Origin of the sequence: Comamonas sp. Tr-654 (assembly GCF_011752915.1) — a bacterium.
In the GTDB taxonomy this organism is placed as follows: domain Bacteria; phylum Pseudomonadota; class Gammaproteobacteria; order Burkholderiales; family Burkholderiaceae_C; genus Comamonas.
Genome location: NZ_VWWQ01000001.1, coordinates 302,785 through 320,924 on the forward strand (window position 1 = coordinate 302,785; position 18,140 = coordinate 320,924).

13 protein-coding genes are annotated in these 18,140 nt (G+C 59.1%); 5 read left to right on the top strand and 8 right to left on the bottom strand.

Annotated elements, in window-relative coordinates; genetic code table 11:
- Positions 1-93: 93 nt before the first annotated feature.
- The gene (locus tag F3J24_RS01245) at positions 94-1,077 is read right to left on the bottom strand and encodes a DNA-binding protein (protein WP_167002043.1); all 984 of its coding nucleotides are present in this window, start codon (positions 1,075-1,077) and stop codon (positions 94-96) included.
- A gap of 451 nt (positions 1,078-1,528) precedes the next feature.
- Between F3J24_RS01245 and F3J24_RS01250 the strand changes: the two genes are divergently transcribed.
- On the top strand, positions 1,529-2,635 hold the full coding sequence (locus F3J24_RS01250) for a site-specific integrase (protein WP_167002045.1): 1,107 nt from the start codon (positions 1,529-1,531) through the stop codon (positions 2,633-2,635).
- Here the strand turns inward: F3J24_RS01250 and F3J24_RS01255 are convergent.
- Positions 2,605-3,525, bottom strand: coding sequence for an alpha/beta hydrolase (locus tag F3J24_RS01255; RefSeq protein WP_167002047.1), 921 nt, complete (start codon positions 3,523-3,525; stop codon positions 2,605-2,607). The genes F3J24_RS01250 and F3J24_RS01255 overlap by 31 nt on opposite strands.
- Positions 3,526-3,694: 169 nt before the next feature.
- Between F3J24_RS01255 and F3J24_RS01260 the strand changes: the two genes are divergently transcribed.
- Positions 3,695-4,792, top strand: coding sequence for an OmpP1/FadL family transporter (locus F3J24_RS01260; protein ID WP_240154198.1), 1,098 nt, complete (start codon positions 3,695-3,697; stop codon positions 4,790-4,792).
- A 53-nt stretch (positions 4,793-4,845) separates the two neighbouring features.
- Here the strand turns inward: F3J24_RS01260 and F3J24_RS01265 are convergent, their stop codons facing one another.
- The 6 genes from F3J24_RS01265 to scpA all read right to left on the bottom strand — a co-directional run bounded on the left by F3J24_RS01265 (position 4,846) and on the right by scpA (position 13,246).
- Positions 4,846-5,310 carry a VOC family protein gene (locus tag F3J24_RS01265; protein WP_167002049.1) on the bottom strand — a complete coding sequence of 155 codons (465 nt, stop codon included), beginning with the start codon at positions 5,308-5,310 and terminating at the stop codon, positions 4,846-4,848.
- Positions 5,311-5,379: 69 nt separating this feature from the next.
- Positions 5,380-6,192, bottom strand: a complete 813-nt coding sequence (locus F3J24_RS01270) for a YdcF family protein (protein ID WP_167002051.1) — start codon at positions 6,190-6,192, stop codon at positions 5,380-5,382.
- A 145-nt stretch (positions 6,193-6,337) separates the two neighbouring features.
- Positions 6,338-8,386 carry an acetyl/propionyl/methylcrotonyl-CoA carboxylase subunit alpha gene (locus tag F3J24_RS01275; RefSeq protein ID WP_167002053.1) on the bottom strand — a complete coding sequence of 683 codons (2,049 nt, stop codon included), beginning with the start codon at positions 8,384-8,386 and terminating at the stop codon, positions 6,338-6,340.
- Between the two features lie 27 nt (positions 8,387-8,413).
- Positions 8,414-9,949, bottom strand: a complete 1,536-nt coding sequence (locus F3J24_RS01280) for an acyl-CoA carboxylase subunit beta (RefSeq protein ID WP_167002055.1) — start codon at positions 9,947-9,949, stop codon at positions 8,414-8,416.
- A gap of 80 nt (positions 9,950-10,029) precedes the next feature.
- Positions 10,030-11,034 carry a methylmalonyl Co-A mutase-associated GTPase MeaB gene (gene meaB / locus F3J24_RS01285; RefSeq protein WP_199406945.1) on the bottom strand — a complete coding sequence of 335 codons (1,005 nt, stop codon included), beginning with the start codon at positions 11,032-11,034 and terminating at the stop codon, positions 10,030-10,032.
- A 37-nt stretch (positions 11,035-11,071) separates the two neighbouring features.
- The gene (scpA, locus tag F3J24_RS01290; RefSeq protein ID WP_167002058.1) at positions 11,072-13,246 is read right to left on the bottom strand and encodes a methylmalonyl-CoA mutase; all 2,175 of its coding nucleotides are present in this window, start codon (positions 13,244-13,246) and stop codon (positions 11,072-11,074) included.
- 122 nt (positions 13,247-13,368) lie between these two features.
- Here scpA and F3J24_RS01295 point away from each other — a divergent pair, with 122 nt between their 5' ends.
- The 3 genes from F3J24_RS01295 to F3J24_RS01305 all read left to right on the top strand — a co-directional run bounded on the left by F3J24_RS01295 (position 13,369) and on the right by F3J24_RS01305 (position 17,696).
- The gene (locus F3J24_RS01295) at positions 13,369-14,004 is read left to right on the top strand and encodes a GntR family transcriptional regulator (RefSeq protein ID WP_167002060.1); all 636 of its coding nucleotides are present in this window, start codon (positions 13,369-13,371) and stop codon (positions 14,002-14,004) included.
- Between the two features lie 134 nt (positions 14,005-14,138).
- Positions 14,139-15,683, top strand: a complete 1,545-nt coding sequence (locus F3J24_RS01300) for an MHYT domain-containing protein (RefSeq protein ID WP_167002062.1) — start codon at positions 14,139-14,141, stop codon at positions 15,681-15,683.
- Positions 15,684-15,749: 66 nt separating this feature from the next.
- On the top strand, positions 15,750-17,696 hold the full coding sequence (locus F3J24_RS01305) for a long-chain fatty acid--CoA ligase (RefSeq protein ID WP_167002064.1): 1,947 nt from the start codon (positions 15,750-15,752) through the stop codon (positions 17,694-17,696).
- Positions 17,697-18,140: the final 444 nt, after the last annotated feature.

An 18,140-nucleotide genomic window follows, 5' to 3' on the forward strand; every position in this document is an offset into this window, starting at 1 on the left:
AGGAGATTGACAAGCCACCGCAATAAGAGGCGGCCCGTGCGGCGGCATAGAAAACAAACCGGATTGGGCCGTTGCGGGACTGCCGGATATTGCCTAGCGCAAGGTTCGCCGGTTGATGGAGCGGCGGGTCGCCGCGAGATTGCTTCGACGCGCCAGAGGTTGAGCCGCATTCGAATCTGGGGCCGTGGCTGCGGCCGCAATTCTTTGCTGAGCCTCCAGCAGATTCTTGAGATCGACTGCACGCTCCTGCGCCAGGGCTGCGGTGTTCTGGGCTGTCTGCAACTGGGCATGCAGATTCAAGATCTCCTGCTCCGATTGCTCCAGGCGGCCTTGCATCTCCTGATAGCGTGACTCGGACTTGCGCTCCTGGTCCTGCAGGCTTTTTCTCGCTGTCGTGAGTTCCTGGCGTGCACGATCAACCTCGTTGAGCATATGGCGCTCGTTTCCCGCGTATTGCTCGGCCATGCGCTGGCGTTCCGCCGCAGCGGACTGAATTTCTTCGCTGTGCTTTTGCTGCTGCAACTCACGCTGGCGAACGGCATTGCCCAACTCGTCACGCAGTTCTTCCAGGCGCTGATCGCGCTCCTGCAGCGTCTGCTGCATCTCGTCCAGTCGACGCGCCAGGTCCTGGGCGTGATTCTGAGCTGTCTGCAGGGCTTGATTCAGCGCGTCTTTTTGCGCTTCCATAGTGGCCTGGCGTTGTGCTAGTTGCTCCTGCTGTGCCACAAAAGCCTGCTCCTCGACTTTCAAAGCCTGTTCACGAAGATCCAAGGCCTTGCTGGCGGCGGCTTTCGCCTCTTCCTGTGCCGTATTCCAGAGCTCTTCGGCAAGGCGCTGCACAGGGTCCGGCACCGATTGCAGCACGGATGGGTCCTGTTCTCCCGCAACCCCCAGGCGACGCCCCAGCGTGGCAAACCAGGTCTCCAGCATGGGACTGACCGTATTCGGAGAGCCGCGCCCTATCTGCTGGCGCACGCGCTCTATGGTTGGACGCAGACCCTGGGCAATCAAGACATCGGCTGCAGCCCAGACATCGGACTCCTGGACGCCCCTGGACGTAGTTTTGCTTGTATTCATATCTATTCTTTAAATAACTAACGATAAGTGATTGTTATCGTGATCTATCAATTGATTACGTAATATATAGTACATCTTATGTATTAAATATTACGTAAGAAATTTTCATACAGATGACAACATACATTAACCCGTTTTATCCCTTCGATTCAGGGTGAAGTCCGTTCGACGTTCGAGCGAGAGCAATTTCTTTTGCCTGCACATACTGGTTGTTCTGCCAGGGCCGTGATTAGGGCGGCCTGGCACCAGGCTGCACCCAGATCGCTGTCATTGATGCAAGCGATAGCTGCCATCAGCCACAGGCTTGCGTACAGAGTTGAAACCACCTGAATTGGCGTGGATAAAGACAGCCAGGACAACACGGTCGGCGGCGCTGCACCGCCTTACCCGACAGCTCAGGAGCGGCACATCGATTTCAGCGGGCATGCAAAGTCAGGGCGAAAATAGCATCATGGATTCACGCAAGCCCTCGCCCTTCCCTGCTCCAGCGGCCTTTGATACCAACCGCCTACAGGTACTGGATATGCCGCCAGCCGCCCTGGCACCCGAAGCGCATGAGGCCATCAAGGAACTGATGCATGAAGGCGAATCCCGCAACACGCGCAGCAGTTATCAAAGCGCCATGCGTTACTGGGCGGCCTGGCATCTGCTGCGCATGGGGCAGCCCATGCAACTGCCGCTACAGGTGGCTACCGTGCTGCAGTTCATCATCGATCATGCCCAGAGGCAGAGTGGTGCCGGCCTGCTCAATGAAATGCCGCCCGAGATCGACGAAGCCCTGGTAGCTGCCGGCTACAAGGGCAAAAAAGGGGCACCTTCACACAACACCCTGGTGCACCGCATGGCCGTGATGTCCAAGGCACATCAGGTGCATGCCATGTCCAACCCCTGTCAGGACGGGGCAGTCAGAGAGTTGATGTCACGCACGCGCAAGGCCTATGCAAGGCGCGGTGAGTTGCCACAGAAGAAAGAGGCGCTGACGCGCGATGTGCTGGAGGAGTTGCTGGCAAGCTGCGACGAAAGCTTGCGCGGCCTGCGCGACCGGGCGCTGCTACTGTTTGCCTGGGCCAGTGGCGGGCGTCGCCGTTCCGAAGTGGCTGGCGCCGATATGCGTTTCCTGCGCACAGTGGCTAATGGGGAATTCATCTACACCCTGAGCCATAGCAAGACCAATCAGAGCGGCACCGATGCCCCCGAAAATCACAAGCCCGTTACCGGCCGTGCAGCCATTGCCTTGAGAGCATGGCTGGATGCTGCGCGGATCACAGAAGGTCCTATCTTCAGGCGCATCCGCAAAGGCGGCCATGTGGCAGAGCCACTGACTCCCGCTGCGGTGCGCAACATCGTCAAAGAACGCTGTGCGCTGGCTGGTGTGGAAGGAGACTTTTCGGCACACTCGCTACGCTCGGGATTTGTGACCGAAGCCGGCAGGCGCAATCTGCCGCTGGCTGACACCATGGCATTGACCGGGCACCATAGCGTGAACACCGTACTCGGCTACTTCCGGGCCGACTCGGCACTCAACAATCAGGCCGCGCGCATGCTGGACGAGGACTGATCAAGCCCCATCAGCTGCAGCGCAGTCTGATGAATGGCGGATTGCGGATCGGCCAGTTGCAGTGGCAAATCAAAGTGGTTGGTAGCCGGCGCCTCCACCCATTGCCCCGGCAGACAACGCGCCTGCCACGCAGCCAGGTATTCGCGCGACTGGCGCTTGAATTCATGGCTTTCAAACTCCCCACAGCTCACGCGCAACTGGCATTGAGCATGGGTACTCGCATCGGGTAGCAGAAAGCGGGGACTGTTGCGTATGGCGCCAGCGTCGTCGAGCTGCATCCAGCCGTTGATATGGGTTGCCAGCAGCGGCTGAAGGTCGAACAGGCCGCTCAAGGTCAGTGCTGAGCGGGGCACGGCCTGCGCTGGCAAGTCGTAGTCTTGTTGCCAGTCCTTGGCCAGCAGCATGCCCGCCAGATGTCCTCCGGCCGAGCTTCCGCAGACACAGATATTGCGGGCATCACCGCCGTAGATGGCGATATTGCGTACCACCCAGGAATAGGCCTGACGCATCTGATCGACGATATGGTCCAGCGTGACGGACGGGGCCAGGTCGTAGTCAGGCACAACAACGATGGCGCCCTTCTGAGTCAGCGCCGGTGCCATGAAAGCCGAATCATCCTTGCCCAAAGCCTTCCAGTAGCCGCCATGGATGAAGATGAAAACAGGCGCGGCTTGTGCTTCGCCTGCCTGAGCTGGGGGCAGATAGATATCCAGAACATCCGTAGCCCTGGGGCTGTAGCGCTGGTTGCGAACTGCACCGGACAAGGCAAATGCAGCCTGGCTTTCCTGCGTGTAGCGCGCCAGATACTCCAGCGGATCCTGCACGCTGGCGCGGGCGTTGTATTGGCGGTCGTAGTAAGCGGTCGTGAGAGCAGTCGAGATGGGAGGCATTTTTCTGCGTGGCTTTGGGGTTCCGCAGCATAAGCCACGTTGATAGCTCTCTAGAGCCCCGAAAGCGTCAACTGCACGAGACTGCATCCTCCAATTAGACCTATGCGCCTGTCACTTGGACACATTAAATTACATTCATGCAACTGGAATCAGAGCGTTGGAGCAGGCGTTGAGAAAAGCAAAAGCGGGTGCTGGCTGTGCAGCCATGATGTGGGGGCTCTGCGCCCAGGCCGGCGGCCTTGATAGAACAGGCCAGGATCTCGGGCCTCTATTTGAGAACGGTCGCTATCTTTCCGTAGAGACCTATACGGTTCGGCCCCGGATCCAGGGCACGGATGCCCTGGGCAAGTCCACCGGACAGGTGGCTGACGATTACACCCAATGGGGCTTTGCATACAAGCAGGATGTGAATCCACGCACCTCGTTGCTGCTGATGTTGAGCAAGCCTTTCGGCCTTGACATCGCTTACAGCCCGCTGCAATCGCCTCTTTTTGGCGGCACGCAGGCCCGCGTGAGCAGCCATGAGCTCATGGGAGCGCTACGTTACCGCTGGGATGAGCACTGGGCCGTGCATGGCGGTCTGCGACTGCAACGCACCGAAGGACATGTCGCCCTGGGGGGGATGGTATTTGGAGTGCTCAATGGGTACCGGGTGGATTTCAGACCCAGTACCGAGCCAGGCTACTTGCTGGGCATGAGCTATGAGCGCCCGGATATGGCTTTGCGCGTCGCTGCAACCTATTACTCGGCGATCAAGCACAAGATCGCGACCCGTGAAAACCTATGGCCAAGCGAAACGAGGACGGCATCGACTGCCCCGCAAAGCTTGAACCTGGATATCCAGACAGGTATCACGCCAGGCACCCTGCTCTTTGGACAGGTTCGCTGGACCAACTGGTCGCAATTCAGGCTGTATCCGCAGACCCTGGCGGCGGTACTCCCTGGCCGCAGCCTGGCGGACATGGAGGACACTACCACCTACACGCTGGGTCTTGGGCAGAGGCTGACGGCGAACTGGTCCGGCTTTGTCGCCGTGGCTTATGACAAGCGCAGCGACAAGGCTGCATTGTCGCCATTGCGCCCCACCGATGGCCGTCTCGGCTACACGGTGGGGGTGAGCTATCAGCAAGGACAGTTCAAGCTCACGCCCTGGCTGAGCTACCAGCGTCTGGGCTCAGTAAATATCTCCAGCGGCGGCACGACCCTGGCGGCATTTGATGCCGAGTCCGCCACGGCTTTCGGGATCAGGCTCGGCTATCAGTTCTGAGAATAATCGCAGCTATTACGCTGTTGCAATCTGGCTGCCGGTGCCTGAAGCACTCAGCCCAGCGCCGCAATCACGTCGGCCGGAGCCTGCACCAGCTCAATCAGCACGCCCTCGCCGGCAATCGGAAACTCGTCATTGCTCTTGGGGTGCAGAAAAGTGATGTCATAGCCTGCTGCTCCCTTGCGGATACCGCCGGGAGCAAATCGCACGCCATTTGCGGTCAGCCATTCCACGGCCTTGGGCAGGTCGTCGATCCACAAGCCGATGTGGTTCAGCGGCGTGGCGTGCACGGCGGGCTTTTTCTCGATGTCCATGGGCTGCATGATGTCCACTTCCACCTTCATCGCGCCCCGCCCCATGGCCAGGATGTCCTCGTCCACATTCTCGCGCTCGCTCTGGAAGGTGCCGGTCTGTTCAAGACCAAGCATGTCCACCCACAGCTTTTTCATGCGCTGTTTGTCGGTGCCACCGACGGCGACTTGCTGAATGCCCAGAACCTTGAAAGGACGATTGCTCATGAATTACTCCTTGATTGATAGCTTAAGGCGCAATATTGGTAAGCACCAGAGCCGGTTTTTATTGAAATATCAGACCTCGCCCAGCAACCAGCTGCTGGCCATGGCAAAGTATTCGCGCAGCCAGGCATTGAAACGCGTGGCCAGAGGGGTTGGAGCTGCCACGGGATAGACCTGAGGCAGATCCTGCCGCTTTGCAATGTTCATGGCACGCATCAGGTGAAAGTCGCTGCTAACCATGGCCATGGGTGAATCCGCGGCCACGCCGCGCTCGGCCAGCAAGGGCCGGCTGAGTTTGAGGTTCAGCTCGGTACTGGTACTGAGCTTTTCCAGCACCAGCCGCTGCGCAGCAATACCGTGACGCTGCTGCAGATAGCGAGCCATGACCTCGGCCTCAGACTCTTTTTCACCCCAATCGACACCGCCGCAAACAGCGACCAAGGCCTGGGGCTGCAGTTTGGCCAGTTCTGCTGCCGTATCCAGTCGCGCAGCCAGAACCGGCCTGGGATGACCATCGAGCGTGCCGCTGCCCAGCACCACGATGGATTGCACGGGCGGCACTTGCTGCGGCGCAAGGCCCAGACCGAAAAGGTGGCCCCAGAACCAGAAAAGGCTGATCAGCCACAGCGCCAGGCCCGCCCAGGCAAGCGACCAGAGCCTTGCATGCAAGGGCCTGACTGCACGCCAGTGCTGCACGGCCTGCCATTTCCAGCTCAGCCCCAAAGCCGCAGCGCCCAAGCCGGCGGGCAACACCACGCCGACATTGAAATGCCCCATGCCCATCAGTACCAGAGCATCGACAAGCAGCAGCGTCCCCAATAGAGCCAGCAGCGCACGGGCCAATCTGGCAGGGCGGGAAATCGTTGTATCTGCTTTCAATGTCATAGCTACTAGCTGAGTCTGGATAAAGGATAGAGCCGATCTTATTGAAAATTGGAAAGCCCGCAGAGCCAAAGCCGTGCGGGCTTTTGCTTCGGAGCCTCATGCTCAGACCATATCGGCTCTGGACAGAGGCCCCGAAAAGCTCTCATCACTCGAATTCCAGAATGATGTCGTCCACCGCCAGCGAGTCGCCCTTGGCGGCGCTGATCTTGCTGACCACACCATCCTGCGCTGCAAACAGGATGTTCTCCATCTTCATGGCTTCGATGACGGCCAGCTTCTCGCCGGCCTGCACCTTCTGGCCGGGCTGCACTGCCACGTCGACCAGCAGGCCGGGCATGGGCGAGAGCAGGAACTTGGACAGGTCGGGCGGGGCCTTGTAAGGCATGAGCTTGTGCATCTCGGCGCCCTTGGGCGAGAGCACCAGCACATCGGCTTGCGTGCCGTTGTGGATGACGCGCAGAGCCAGCGGGTTCTTGCCGTTGCCGCGTTCGATCTGGCAGGTGAAAGCCTTGCCGTTGCACACGCCACGCACCACCAGGTCACGAATATCGGCATTGCTGCGGAACTCGTAGGCCTTCTCGCCGATCACGACCTTGCAAACGCGCGCCTGGGCATCGAAGTCAGTCACCTCGCCAGTCACATACTTGTTCTGGCCTTCAGCCCCCAGAACCACGGCAGTGTACTTCTCGCCCACCTGCACCTGATGGCCTTGCATCTGGCCGGTGATGGTCGATGCACGCGCACGGTAGCGGCGATTGCGGAACAGGGCCAGAGCGACCAGGAAGTCGGGATCATCGTGGGGCACGTCCTCGGCATGGAAGCCGTCGGCGTAGTGCTGGGCGATGAAGCCGGTGTTGAACTTGCCCGAGACAAAGTCCGGGTGTGCCAGCAGAGCTGCCTGGAACGGGATGTTGGAGCTGATGCCGCGGATGGCGAAGCCGTTGAGCGCTTCGCGGGCCTTGGCGATGGCGTCGTTGCGATCCTTGCCGTGCACGATGAGCTTGGCAATCATCGAGTCGTAGTACATGGGGATCTCGCCGCCGTCGTAGACGCCGGTATCCACACGCACACCGCTCAGGTGCTCGGTATCCGACTGCCACATGGTCTGCTCGGGCGGCGCAAAGCGAACCAGACGGCCGGTCGAAGGCAGGAAATTGCGGAACGGGTCTTCGGCGTTGATACGGCACTCGATGGCCCAACCGTCGCGTTTCACATCGGCCTGGGCAAAGGACAGTTTTTCGCCAGCGGCCACACGAATCATCTGCTCGACCAGATCGAGTCCGGTGATGCATTCGGTCACTGGGTGCTCGACCTGCAGACGGGTGTTCATCTCGAGGAAGTAGAAGTCCTGGTCCTTGCCGACCACGAACTCCACGGTGCCAGCGCTCTGGTACTTGACGGCCTTGGCCAGGGCCACGGCCTGCTCGCCCATGGCCTTGCGGGTGGCGTCGCTGATGAAGGGTGAAGGCGCTTCCTCGATCACCTTCTGGTGACGGCGCTGTATCGAGCACTCACGCTCGTTCAGGTAAACCACATTGCCGTGGCTGTCGCCCAGAATCTGGATTTCGATGTGGCGTGGTTCCTGGACGAACTTCTCGATGAAGATGCGGTCGTCGCCAAAGCTGTTGCGCGCTTCGTTCTGGCACGAGGCAAAACCTTCAAAGGCTTCCTTGTCATTGAAGGCCACGCGCAAACCCTTGCCGCCGCCACCTGCCGAGGCCTTGATCATCACCGGGTATCCAATGCCCTTGGCGATTTCCACGGCCTGCTCGGGGCCGGCAATGGCATCGTTGTAGCCGGGGATGGTGTTGACCTGGGCTTCGCCGGCCAGCTTCTTGGACGCGATCTTGTCGCCCATGGCTGCAATGGAATGCGACTTGGGGCCGATGAAGGCAATGCCCTCTTCTTCGCAGCGCCTGGCAAAGCCCTCGTTCTCCGAGAGAAAACCGTAGCCGGGGTGAACCGCCTGTGCGCCGGTCTGCTTGCAGGCTTCAATGATTTTCTCGCCCAGCAGATAGGACTCACGGCTGGGTGCGGGGCCCAGGCGCACGGCCTCGTCGGCCAGCTTGACATGGCGTGCGTCCTTGTCGGCGTCGGAATAGACCGCCACGGTCTGGATGCCCATCTTGCGGGCGGTGGCGATGACTCGGCAGGCGATCTCGCCGCGGTTGGCAATCAGAATCTTGGTAAACATGGATATATCTCCTGGTTCTTCTTGTTCTTACAGGGGGATGTTCCCGTGCTTGCGCCAAGGGTTGTCCAGCTGCTTGTTCTTGAGCATCTCCAGCGAGCGGCAGATGCGCTTGCGTGTTTCGTGCGGCTGGATCACATCGTCGATAAAGCCACGGGCGCCGGCCACGAAGGGGTTGGCAAAGCGCTCCTTGTACTCCGCTTCGCGTGCAGCCAGCTTGACGGGATCGTTCTTGTCCTCACGGAAGATGATCTCCACCGCGCCCTTGGCGCCCATCACGGCAATTTCGGCATGGGGCCAGGCCAGGTTTACGTCACCGCGCAAATGCTTGGACGCCATCACGTCGTACGCGCCGCCATAGGCCTTGCGCGTGATGACGGTGATCTTCGGCACCGTGGCTTCGGCATACGCATACAGCAGCTTGGCGCCGTGCTTGATGATGCCGCCGTACTCCTGGGAAGTGCCGGGCATGAAACCGGGCACGTCCACAAAGGTGACCACGGGGATGTTGAAGGCATCGCAAAAGCGCACGAAGCGCGCGGCCTTGATGGAGGACTTGATGTCCAGGCAGCCGGCCAGCACCAGGGGCTGGTTGGCCACGACGCCCACGGTCTGACCGGCCATGCGGGCAAAGCCGATAATGATGTTCTTGGCGTACTCGGGCTGCAGCTCGAAGAAATCGCCATCGTCCACGGTCTTGAGAATCAGCTCCTTCATGTCGTAGGGCTTGTTGGCGTTTTCGGGCACCAGCGTATCCAGCGACAGATCGGCGCGACCCACGGGATCGGTGGTCTCGCGCACAGGAGCCTTTTCCTTGTTGTTCAAGGGCAGGTAGTTGTAGAGGCGACGCAGCATCATCAGTGCTTCCACGTCGTTGTCGAAAGCCATGTCCGCCACGCCGCTCTTGGCGGTGTGGGTGATGGCCCCGCCCAGCTCTTCGGCCGTGACTTCCTCGTGCGTCACGGTCTTCACGACTTCGGGCCCGGTCACGAACATATAGGAGCTGTCCTTGACCATGAAGATGAAGTCGGTCATGGCCGGCGAGTACACGGCGCCGCCGGCACTGGGGCCCATGATCATGGAGATCTGGGGCACCACGCCCGAGGCCAGCACATTCTTCTGGAACACATCGGCATAGCCGCCCAGAGAGGCAACGCCTTCCTGGATACGCGCACCGCCCGAATCATTGAGGCCGATGACGGGAGCGCCGACCTTCATGGCCTGGTCCATCACCTTGCAGATCTTCTCTGCATGGGTTTCGGACAGCGCACCGCCGAACACCGTGAAGTCCTGGCTGAACACAAAGACCAGACGGCCGTTGATCATGCCGTAGCCGGTGACCACGCCGTCTCCGGGGATCTTGGTGTTTTCCATGCCGAAGTCCGTGCAGCGGTGCTCCACGAACATATCCCATTCTTCAAAAGTGCCGTCGTCCAGCAGCAGCTCGATACGCTCGCGCGCCGTCAGCTTGCCTTTCTTGTGCTGCGCATCGATGCGCTTTTGTCCCCCACCCAACCGAGCGAGTTCTCGCTTGGCTTCCAGCTGCTTCAGGATATCGTCTTGCATGCTTGTCCTCTAACGTGATTTGGGTTGCTTGTCTCGCAATGGTGATGCTGCGATGCTATGGTAATAAGAGCTACTAGCGCCTACTGCATTTGCGCTAGAAGCAGATTTCTTGCTGCCGTACTGGCAGCGATGCGACCCGAGGCCACATCGTCCTGAAGGACGGGGAGCAGGGCCTTGACCTGCGGGTGCTGGCGAAACGCCTGCTTGAGGCCGAAGTCGATGCGCTCCCACATCCAGGCCAGGGCCTGCTTCTCGCGGCGCAGGGCTAGGCGGCCGTTCGCGGTCTGCAGCTCCCTGAAGCTGCTGACTGCAGCCCAGAAGCCCTCCACCCCCTGCCCTAGCAAGGCACTGATCTGCAGCACACGCGGCTGCCACAGCGCGCCGGTGTTGGCATGATCGGGATTGCCGTGCATGCCCAGCAGGCGCAGGCTCGATGTGATCTGGGCCTGTGCACGCGTGGCGGCATGGGGGTCGATGTCGGCCTTGTTGATGACCACCAGGTCGGCCAGCTCCATCACGCCCTTTTTGATAGCCTGCAGGTCGTCGCCTGCGTTGGGCAGCTGGAGCACGCAGAACATGTCCGTCATGCCGTGCACGGCGATCTCGCTCTGGCCAACGCCCACGGTTTCGACAATGACCACGTCATAACCGGCGGCTTCGCAGACCAGCATGGCCTCGCGCGTCTTTTCGGCCACGCCGCCCAGCGTGCCGCTGCTGGGGCTGGGGCGGATATAGGCCTCCAGCCGCATGGACAGTTGCTCCATGCGGGTCTTGTCGCCAAGGATGGAGCCGCCCGAGACGGTGCTGGACGGATCGATCGCCAGCACGGCCACACGCAGCCCCTTCTCTATCAGGTACAGGCCCAGTGCTTCGATGAAGGTGGATTTGCCGACGCCCGGCACGCCGCTGATGCCAAGGCGAAATGCCTTGCCCGTGTGCGGCAGCAGAGCGGTGAGCAGACCATCGGCCTGTTCACGATGGTCGGCCCGGGAGGATTCAAGCAAGGTAATGGCTTTGGCCATGGCCCGGCGCTGCACGGCAGGGTTGCCGCGCAGGATGCCGTCTTGCATTTGCTCAGGTGTCACGTCGCGATCGCCTTTGCTATCGATGCTTGCCGGCCGATCAGAGGCCGTTGGCCTTCTTGATCTGCTCCAGCACATCCTTGGCGCTGGCAGGAATGGGGGTGCCGGGGCCGTATACGCCCTTGACGCCCGCGTTGTAGAGGAAATCATAGTCCTGAGCGGGGATCACTCCGCCCACGAAGACGATGATGTCGTCAGCCCCCTGCTTCTTGAGCTCCGCAATGATGGCCGGCACCAGGGTCTTGTGACCGGCGGCCAGAGTGGAGACCCCCACAGCGTGCACATCGTTCTCAATGGCCTGGCGAGCGCATTCTTCGGGTGTCTGGAACAGTGGCCCCATGTCTACGTCGAAACCCAGGTCGGCAAAGGCGGTTGCGACCACTTTGGCGCCGCGGTCGTGACCGTCCTGACCCAGCTTGGCGATCATCACGCGGGGGCGTCGGCCCATGGCTTGTGAAGCAGTGTTGATCTCTTCCTTGAGCTTGTCCCAGCCTTCGGCCGAGTCATAAGCGGCAGCATACACACCAGTCACCTTCTGGGTATCGGCGCGATGGCGACCAAACGCCTTTTCCATCGCGTCGGAGACTTCACCGACCGTGGCACGCAGGCGCACGGCCTTGATGGACAGGTCCAGCAGGTTGCCCTCGCCAGATTCTGCAGCAGCAGTGATAGCAGCAAGCGCTGCTTCGACCTGGGCTGCATCGCGCTTCGCCTTGATATTCTTGAGGCGCGCGATCTGGCTGTCACGCACCTTGACGTTGTCCACTTCCAGGATGTCGACCGGATCTTCCTTGGCCAGCTTGTACTTGTTGACGCCGACGATGACTTCCTTGCCGGAATCGATACGCGCCTGCTTCTCGGCGGCGGCGGCTTCGATCTTGAGCTTGGCCCAGCCGCTGTCCACGGCCGCAGTCATGCCGCCCATGGCGTCGACTTCCTCGATGATGGCCCAGGCCTTGTCGGCCATTTCCTGGGTCAGCTTTTCCATCATGTAGGAACCAGCCCAGGGGTCGATCACGTTGGTGATATGGGTCTCTTCCTGAATGATCAGCTGCGTGTTGCGGGCAATGCGGGCCGAGAATTCCGTGGGCAGGGCAATGGCCTCGTCCAACGCATTGGTGTGCAGGGACTGCGTGCCGCCAAACACGGCTGCCATGGCTTCGATGGTGGTGCGGACCACGTTGTTGTAAGGGTCCTGCTCGGTCAGCGACCAGCCCGACGTCTGGCTGTGCGTGCGCAGCATCAGGCTCTTGGGGTTCTTGGCGTCAAAGCCCTTCATGATGCGGCACCACAGCAGGCGCGCGGCACGCATCTTGGCCACTTCCAGGTAGAAATTCATGCCCACGGCCCAGAAGAAGGATAGACGGCCTGCGAAAGCATCCACGTCCATGCCCTTGGCAATGGCGGTCTTCACATATTCCTTGCCATCGGCCAGGGTGAAAGCCATTTCCAGCGCCTGATTGGCGCCGGCTTCCTGCATGTGATAGCCCGAGATCGAGATCGAGTTGAACTTGGGCATGTTCTGGCTCGTGTACTCGATGATGTCGCCAATGATCTTCATCGACGGCTTGGGCGGATAGATATAGGTGTTGCGCACCATGAACTCTTTCAGAATGTCGTTCTGAATCGTTCCGGCGAGCTGGTCCTGCGGGACGCCCTGCTCCTCGGCAGCCACCACATAGCCGGCCAGCACGGGCAGCACGGCGCCATTCATGGTCATGGAAACAGACACCTTGTCCAGGGGGATCTCGTTGAAGAGGATCTTCATGTCCTCGACGGAGTCGATCGCCACGCCGGCCTTGCCTACATCACCCGTCACACGTGGGTGATCGGAGTCATAGCCGCGGTGGGTTGCCAGATCAAAAGCGACAGAAACACCTTGACCGCCGGCGGCCAGCGCCTTGCGATAGAAGGCGTTGGATTCCTCGGCGGTGGAAAAGCCCGCGTACTGACGGATCGTCCAGGGCCGCCCTGCATACATGGTGGCCTGGGGGCCGCGAATATAAGGGGCGAATCCCGGCAGCGTGTTGGTGAATGGCAGATCTTGCGTATCTTCGGCCGTGTACAGCGGCTTAACGGTGATGCCGTCCGGCGTGACCCAGTTCAGGTTGTTGATATCACCGCCAGGAGCCGCCTTGTTGGCGGCCTTGTTCCAGGCATGCAGATCAGCGGGTGCAAATTCTTGTGGGTCCTGTACCGGATTCTCTTGGCTCATGTTGTCTCTCGTATGCGGTGCGCGCAGTGAAGTTTGGAATTGCGGTGAACTACCTAGATGCGCTTAGTGTACATGATTCATAATTATGAATTCAAAATACTTGCAGCATATAATCACGCGTAATGACAAGCAAAACACTTACTCCTCTTGCGCTATATGAGCAGGTCGCCGAGCAATTGCGCCAGCGCATCTTCCGGCGGGAGCTTGAACCTGGTGCCTGGATCGACGAGCTGAAGATTGCCGAGGAATACGGCATCAGCCGCACGCCCCTGCGTGAGGCACTGAAGGTGCTGGCAGCCGAAGGTCTGGTGACCATGAAGCTGCGCCGGGGCGCCTACGTGACCGAGGTCTCACGCAAGGACATCTCCGACGTCTATCGCTTGCTGAGCCTGCTGGAAGCGGATGCAGCGGCCGAGGTTGCCGGCAAGGCTACGGACGAACAATTGCAGCGTCTGCAGCAAACCCATGAGGAACTGAAGCTGAACACCGCCGACGCCGAGCGATTTTTCGCGCTCAACGAAAGCTTTCACATGCAGATCCTCGACATAGCCGATAACCGCTGGCGTAACCAGCTGGTAGCCGATTTGCGCAAAGTCATGAAGCTCAACCGCCACAAGTCGCTGTTCAAGCAAGGCCGCATCGAAGACTCTTTGGCAGAGCACGAGGCCATCATGCAAGCCCTGCTGCAACGCGATCCGAAAATCGCCATGAGCGCAGTGCAGCAGCATTTCGCGAATGGACTCGATGCGGCAATCTAGAGGGTCCCTTTTTGTCAGCCCATGGGAAATTCGCTTTGGTATTTATCCTACAAATTTGAAATATTGGATTACCCGATTCATGCGATGCTCGCAAAGTAACTGAATGTGCTTTCAGTGTTACAGGATCATGATTCATGCTGGCGCAATTTTTCTGGGGCTCCTCTGCCGACGCTCACTTGATCAAGGGCGAATATGACCCTTTGCTTGTAATCCTGTCGCTGGCTGTTTGCTGGATTGCTTCAGGACAGGCATTGCGCCACGCGTCTTTTGCCCGATCAGCCACTTCACGACAATTGCGCTACTGGTCTATTGTGAGTGGATCGCTGGCATTAGGCATAGGCATATGGGCCATGCACTTTATCGGCATGCTCGCTTATTCTCTGCATGCTACGGTTCAATATGATTTGACGGTCACGGTCCTTTCCATTGTCCCCGGCATTGCTGCGTCTGCAGTCGCCCTCGCCTTGCTAACTCACAATGAGCTCAATATCAGGCAATTGATCTTGGGAGGATTGGCAGTAGGCATAGGCATTGCAGCCATGCATTACTGCGGCATGGCTGCAATGCGCACGCCTGCAACCCACCAGTATTCAGCCACCTGGTTTTTCATCTCCCTGGTTGTCGGCGTTGCATTGGCTACGCTTGCGCTCTGGGTTCGTTTCGGGCTGGCGCGCTTCAAGCTCAAGCAGGACCATTGGCGCAAGACATTGGCGGCTGTCACCATGGGCGCAGCAATCTCCGGCATGCATTACACAGCCATGCTGGCGCTGCGAGTCACTTCCGATCATGAGATCCATGATGCAGCAGCATCGAACGACCGTCTGATTCTGGCACTGACGATTGCCCTGATTACGCTTTTATTCGGAGGACTGATTGCACAGGCCAATGCCTTGATCCATTACCGCAGTCGCTGGCAGAAAGTGGATATGAATGAGGCCAGATTGCAAGCCTTGGTCAATATGGCTGCAGATGGAATTATCTGCATAGACAATCAGGGCCGTGTGACGGATTACAACCCGGCAGCGGAAGTCATATTCGGCTGGAGCCCAGAGGAAGTATTGGGCCAGAACGTGAAAATGCTCATGCCGGCCGCATTAGTCACCCAGCATGATTACTATCTGGAGCAGCATGAAGCCGGCCAGCGCAATAACGCCCCTCCCCTGCAGAACAAGATTTCCGAGGTGTTGGGCCAGCACAAGGACGGTACGCTGGTTCCAATGCGTCTGGCATTGAGCCAGGCCGAGGCACGTGGCCAGCGGATGTATGTGGGTCTTCTGACCAACCTCTCGGACCACAAGCGAACCGAGCGCCAACTGCATATCGCTGCCACGGTATTTGACCATTCCCACGAAGGCATGGTGGTACTGGATGCGAATCGCAAAATCGTGGACATCAATCCGGCCTTTGCGCGTATCAGCGGCTTGAAGCGCCAGGCCGCCAAGAACAAGGAATTCTCCAGCCTTTTCATCCATGGCGATGAGGATTCGGATGTTCAGTGGTCGCAGATCTGGACGGAAATCGGCAGAAAAGGACACTGGCAGGGCCCATGCGTCATGCAACATGACATGAACCGACACCAGATTTCCCTGACGGCAGTGCGTGATGAGCAGCAGCGCCTGCATCATTACATTGCCGTCTGCTACCAAAGCATCGATATCCCGCTCGGGGCCGCATTCTGAGTCCCCAATTTTCATAACGCTATCATTCACGTAGCGGGAAACTGCCTGCTTCTTGAAGGTAAGCGCATGAACCAACAAAGTGAAATCGACGTACTGGGTCTCCAGGCAGAGAAACGACATCTGACTATCGAGCAGGTGCAGACCTTGCCGGAGCTCCTGGCGATGCGCGCCTGCGCCACGCCATCAGCGGAGGCTTACCGAGCGTTCGATGAAAGCAGCAATGCCTGGAAAAGCCTAAGCTGGGCGGAAACAGCCGAGCGGGTTGCCCTGTGGAGCCGTGCCTTGTGCGCATCGAATCTTCCTGCCGGTGCAAGGGTGGCAATCCTGCTGCCCAATGGCTTTGATGCGATGACCATTGACCAGGCCTGTCTGCGCTGCGGCTATGTGCCTGTTCCTCTGCATGCCATCGACAATGCCGGCAGCATTGCCTATATCCTTGCCGATTCAGGGGCGTCCTTGCTGGTGGTGGCCGATGCCAAGGCTTGGCAAAAAATTTGCGCCACAGGTCAGGAGCTGCCCGAACTTCAGGCCGTGATCCACGCGCAGCAAGGCCGTACCAACGAGTCACCGGGCCCCTCTCCCATACCTACCGAACAAGCAGAGCAGGAGTCCGTCAAGATCCTGCAGCGAAAACCGCTCATTGTCTTGTCCGCCTGGCTTCAGGGTGGTCAGCGCTATGCCTCTGCCCTCCCCAAGCCGCCAGACAAAACACAGCTGGCAGGCATTGTCTATACCTCAGGTACGACCGGAAAGCCCAAGGGGGTCATGCTCACGCATGACAACGTGGTCAGCGACTTGCACGCTGTGATGCAACGTGTGAAGGCTTTCCCCGAGGACGTCTTTCTCTCGTTTCTGCCGCTTTCACACACCTTCGAGCGCACTGCAGGCTACTACCTGGCCATTGCCACCGGCTCCTGCGTGGCCTACGCGCGTTCTGTCGCACAACTTGCGCAGGACATGAAGCAGGTCAAGCCGACCGTGCTGATATCCGTGCCTCGCATCTATGAGCGTGTTTATGCCAAGGTTCAGGAATCGCTTGCCTCCAGCAGCTTCAAGCGCCAGCTGTTCGAGGCGGCAGTCAACAAGGGCTGGAAGAGCTTCTGCGCTCGTCAAGGCATTCCCTTAGAGGAACAACTCGATGCCAAGCCAAGCTGGGCTTCTGCTTTGCCAGCCTGGTTGCTGCGCAGGCTTGTCGCACAGCCCCTGCTCGCACAGTTTGGAGGCCGGCTACGCGTGGCCGTAAGTGGCGGAGCCCCTTTGTCTCCGATCATTGCGCGCTGTTTTCTGGGTCTGGGCCTGCCCATGCTGCAAGGCTATGGAATGACCGAAACTGCACCTGTGGTCAGTGCTAACGACCTCGACGACAACTGGCCTGATACCGTGGGCCGGGTGCTGCCGGGGATTGAAGTCCGCATTGGCGATGATCAGGAACTGCAGGTCTCCGGCCCTGTGGTGATGCGCGGTTACTGGAACCGTCCAGAAGACACTGCCAAAACCTTTACTGCCGACGGCTGGCTCAGAACCGGGGACCAAGCGGCCATCGAAAACGGTCGCATCCGAATCAAGGGTCGAATCAAGGAAATCATTGTGACGTCGACGGGTGAGAAAGTGCCTCCCAATGATGTGGAACAGGCCATCCTCGTCGATCCCCTGTTTGAGCAAGTGTTTGTGGTGGGCGAGGATCGTCCTTTCATCGCCTGTATCGCCGTTGTCAGCCAAGTGGAATGGGAAGTGCTTGCCAGGAGTGTCGGCCTGAACCCAGATGATGCCTCCAGCCTGCACCATGCCGCTGCTGAGAGAGAAGCACTTGCCAGAATCGAAAAGCAGACACGCAGCTTTGCCCGTTATGCAGTGCCCAGAGCGATTCATCTGGTCAGGGATAGCTGGAGCATTGACAACGGCTTGATGACCCCTACCCTCAAGCTCAAGCGGAAGAACTTGATGGCTTACTACGAGGATGCCATCGAGCAGATGTATGGCAAGCCCATCGAAAGCTGGAAGACAACAGCCTAGGAATGGGTGAATTCAGGGTTTGGGAACCCTGTGCCATCTCATGTAAGTTACATTAAATGCAACCATCTTATCTATTGGCGGCTCATATGACATGCATGTACAAGCTAAAGAACTGTCGTTGTCCAAAGTCATAGTCATCGCCCCAGCAACCCGGTGCTCAGGCGCGAAAAATGCCCACTCGGCTATGCCGCCTCCTGGACTCAAGTAGTGCTCGAAGGGTCGAGGCAGCATCCTCATCCGGTTGTTTGCCAGCGTTGCCCCTCGCCTCTGCCCGATTACGGCTGTGATACCCACTCCAGCCGCCCTATCGCTTGCACGAGTGGCCTCCTGCTGGCCGAAATTGCGGTATCGCAAATACATAGAGACTTTACCTATGCATTCATCCAATGACTGATATGGCTCCATGTGAGCTGGCGACGTTTCATCAATACCTGCGGCTATTGC

What these genes read in the sequence shown, in the direction of transcription:
- F3J24_RS01245 (WP_167002043.1), bottom strand. Translation starts at nt 1,077, where the DNA reads ATGAATACAAGCAAAACTACGTCCAGGGGCGTCCAGGAGTCCGATGTC.
- F3J24_RS01250 (WP_167002045.1), top strand. Translation starts at nt 1,529, where the DNA reads ATGGATTCACGCAAGCCCTCGCCCTTCCCTGCTCCAGCGGCCTTTGAT.
- F3J24_RS01255 (WP_167002047.1), bottom strand. Translation starts at nt 3,525, where the DNA reads ATGCCTCCCATCTCGACTGCTCTCACGACCGCTTACTACGACCGCCAA.
- F3J24_RS01265 (WP_167002049.1), bottom strand. Translation starts at nt 5,310, where the DNA reads ATGAGCAATCGTCCTTTCAAGGTTCTGGGCATTCAGCAAGTCGCCGTC.
- F3J24_RS01270 (WP_167002051.1), bottom strand. Translation starts at nt 6,192, where the DNA reads ATGACATTGAAAGCAGATACAACGATTTCCCGCCCTGCCAGATTGGCC.
- F3J24_RS01275 (WP_167002053.1), bottom strand. Translation starts at nt 8,386, where the DNA reads ATGTTTACCAAGATTCTGATTGCCAACCGCGGCGAGATCGCCTGCCGA.
- F3J24_RS01280 (WP_167002055.1), bottom strand. Translation starts at nt 9,949, where the DNA reads ATGCAAGACGATATCCTGAAGCAGCTGGAAGCCAAGCGAGAACTCGCT.
- scpA (WP_167002058.1), bottom strand. Translation starts at nt 13,246, where the DNA reads ATGAGCCAAGAGAATCCGGTACAGGACCCACAAGAATTTGCACCCGCT.
- F3J24_RS01295 (WP_167002060.1), top strand. Translation starts at nt 13,369, where the DNA reads ATGACAAGCAAAACACTTACTCCTCTTGCGCTATATGAGCAGGTCGCC.
- F3J24_RS01300 (WP_167002062.1), top strand. Translation starts at nt 14,139, where the DNA reads ATGCTGGCGCAATTTTTCTGGGGCTCCTCTGCCGACGCTCACTTGATC.
- F3J24_RS01305 (WP_167002064.1), top strand. Translation starts at nt 15,750, where the DNA reads ATGAACCAACAAAGTGAAATCGACGTACTGGGTCTCCAGGCAGAGAAA.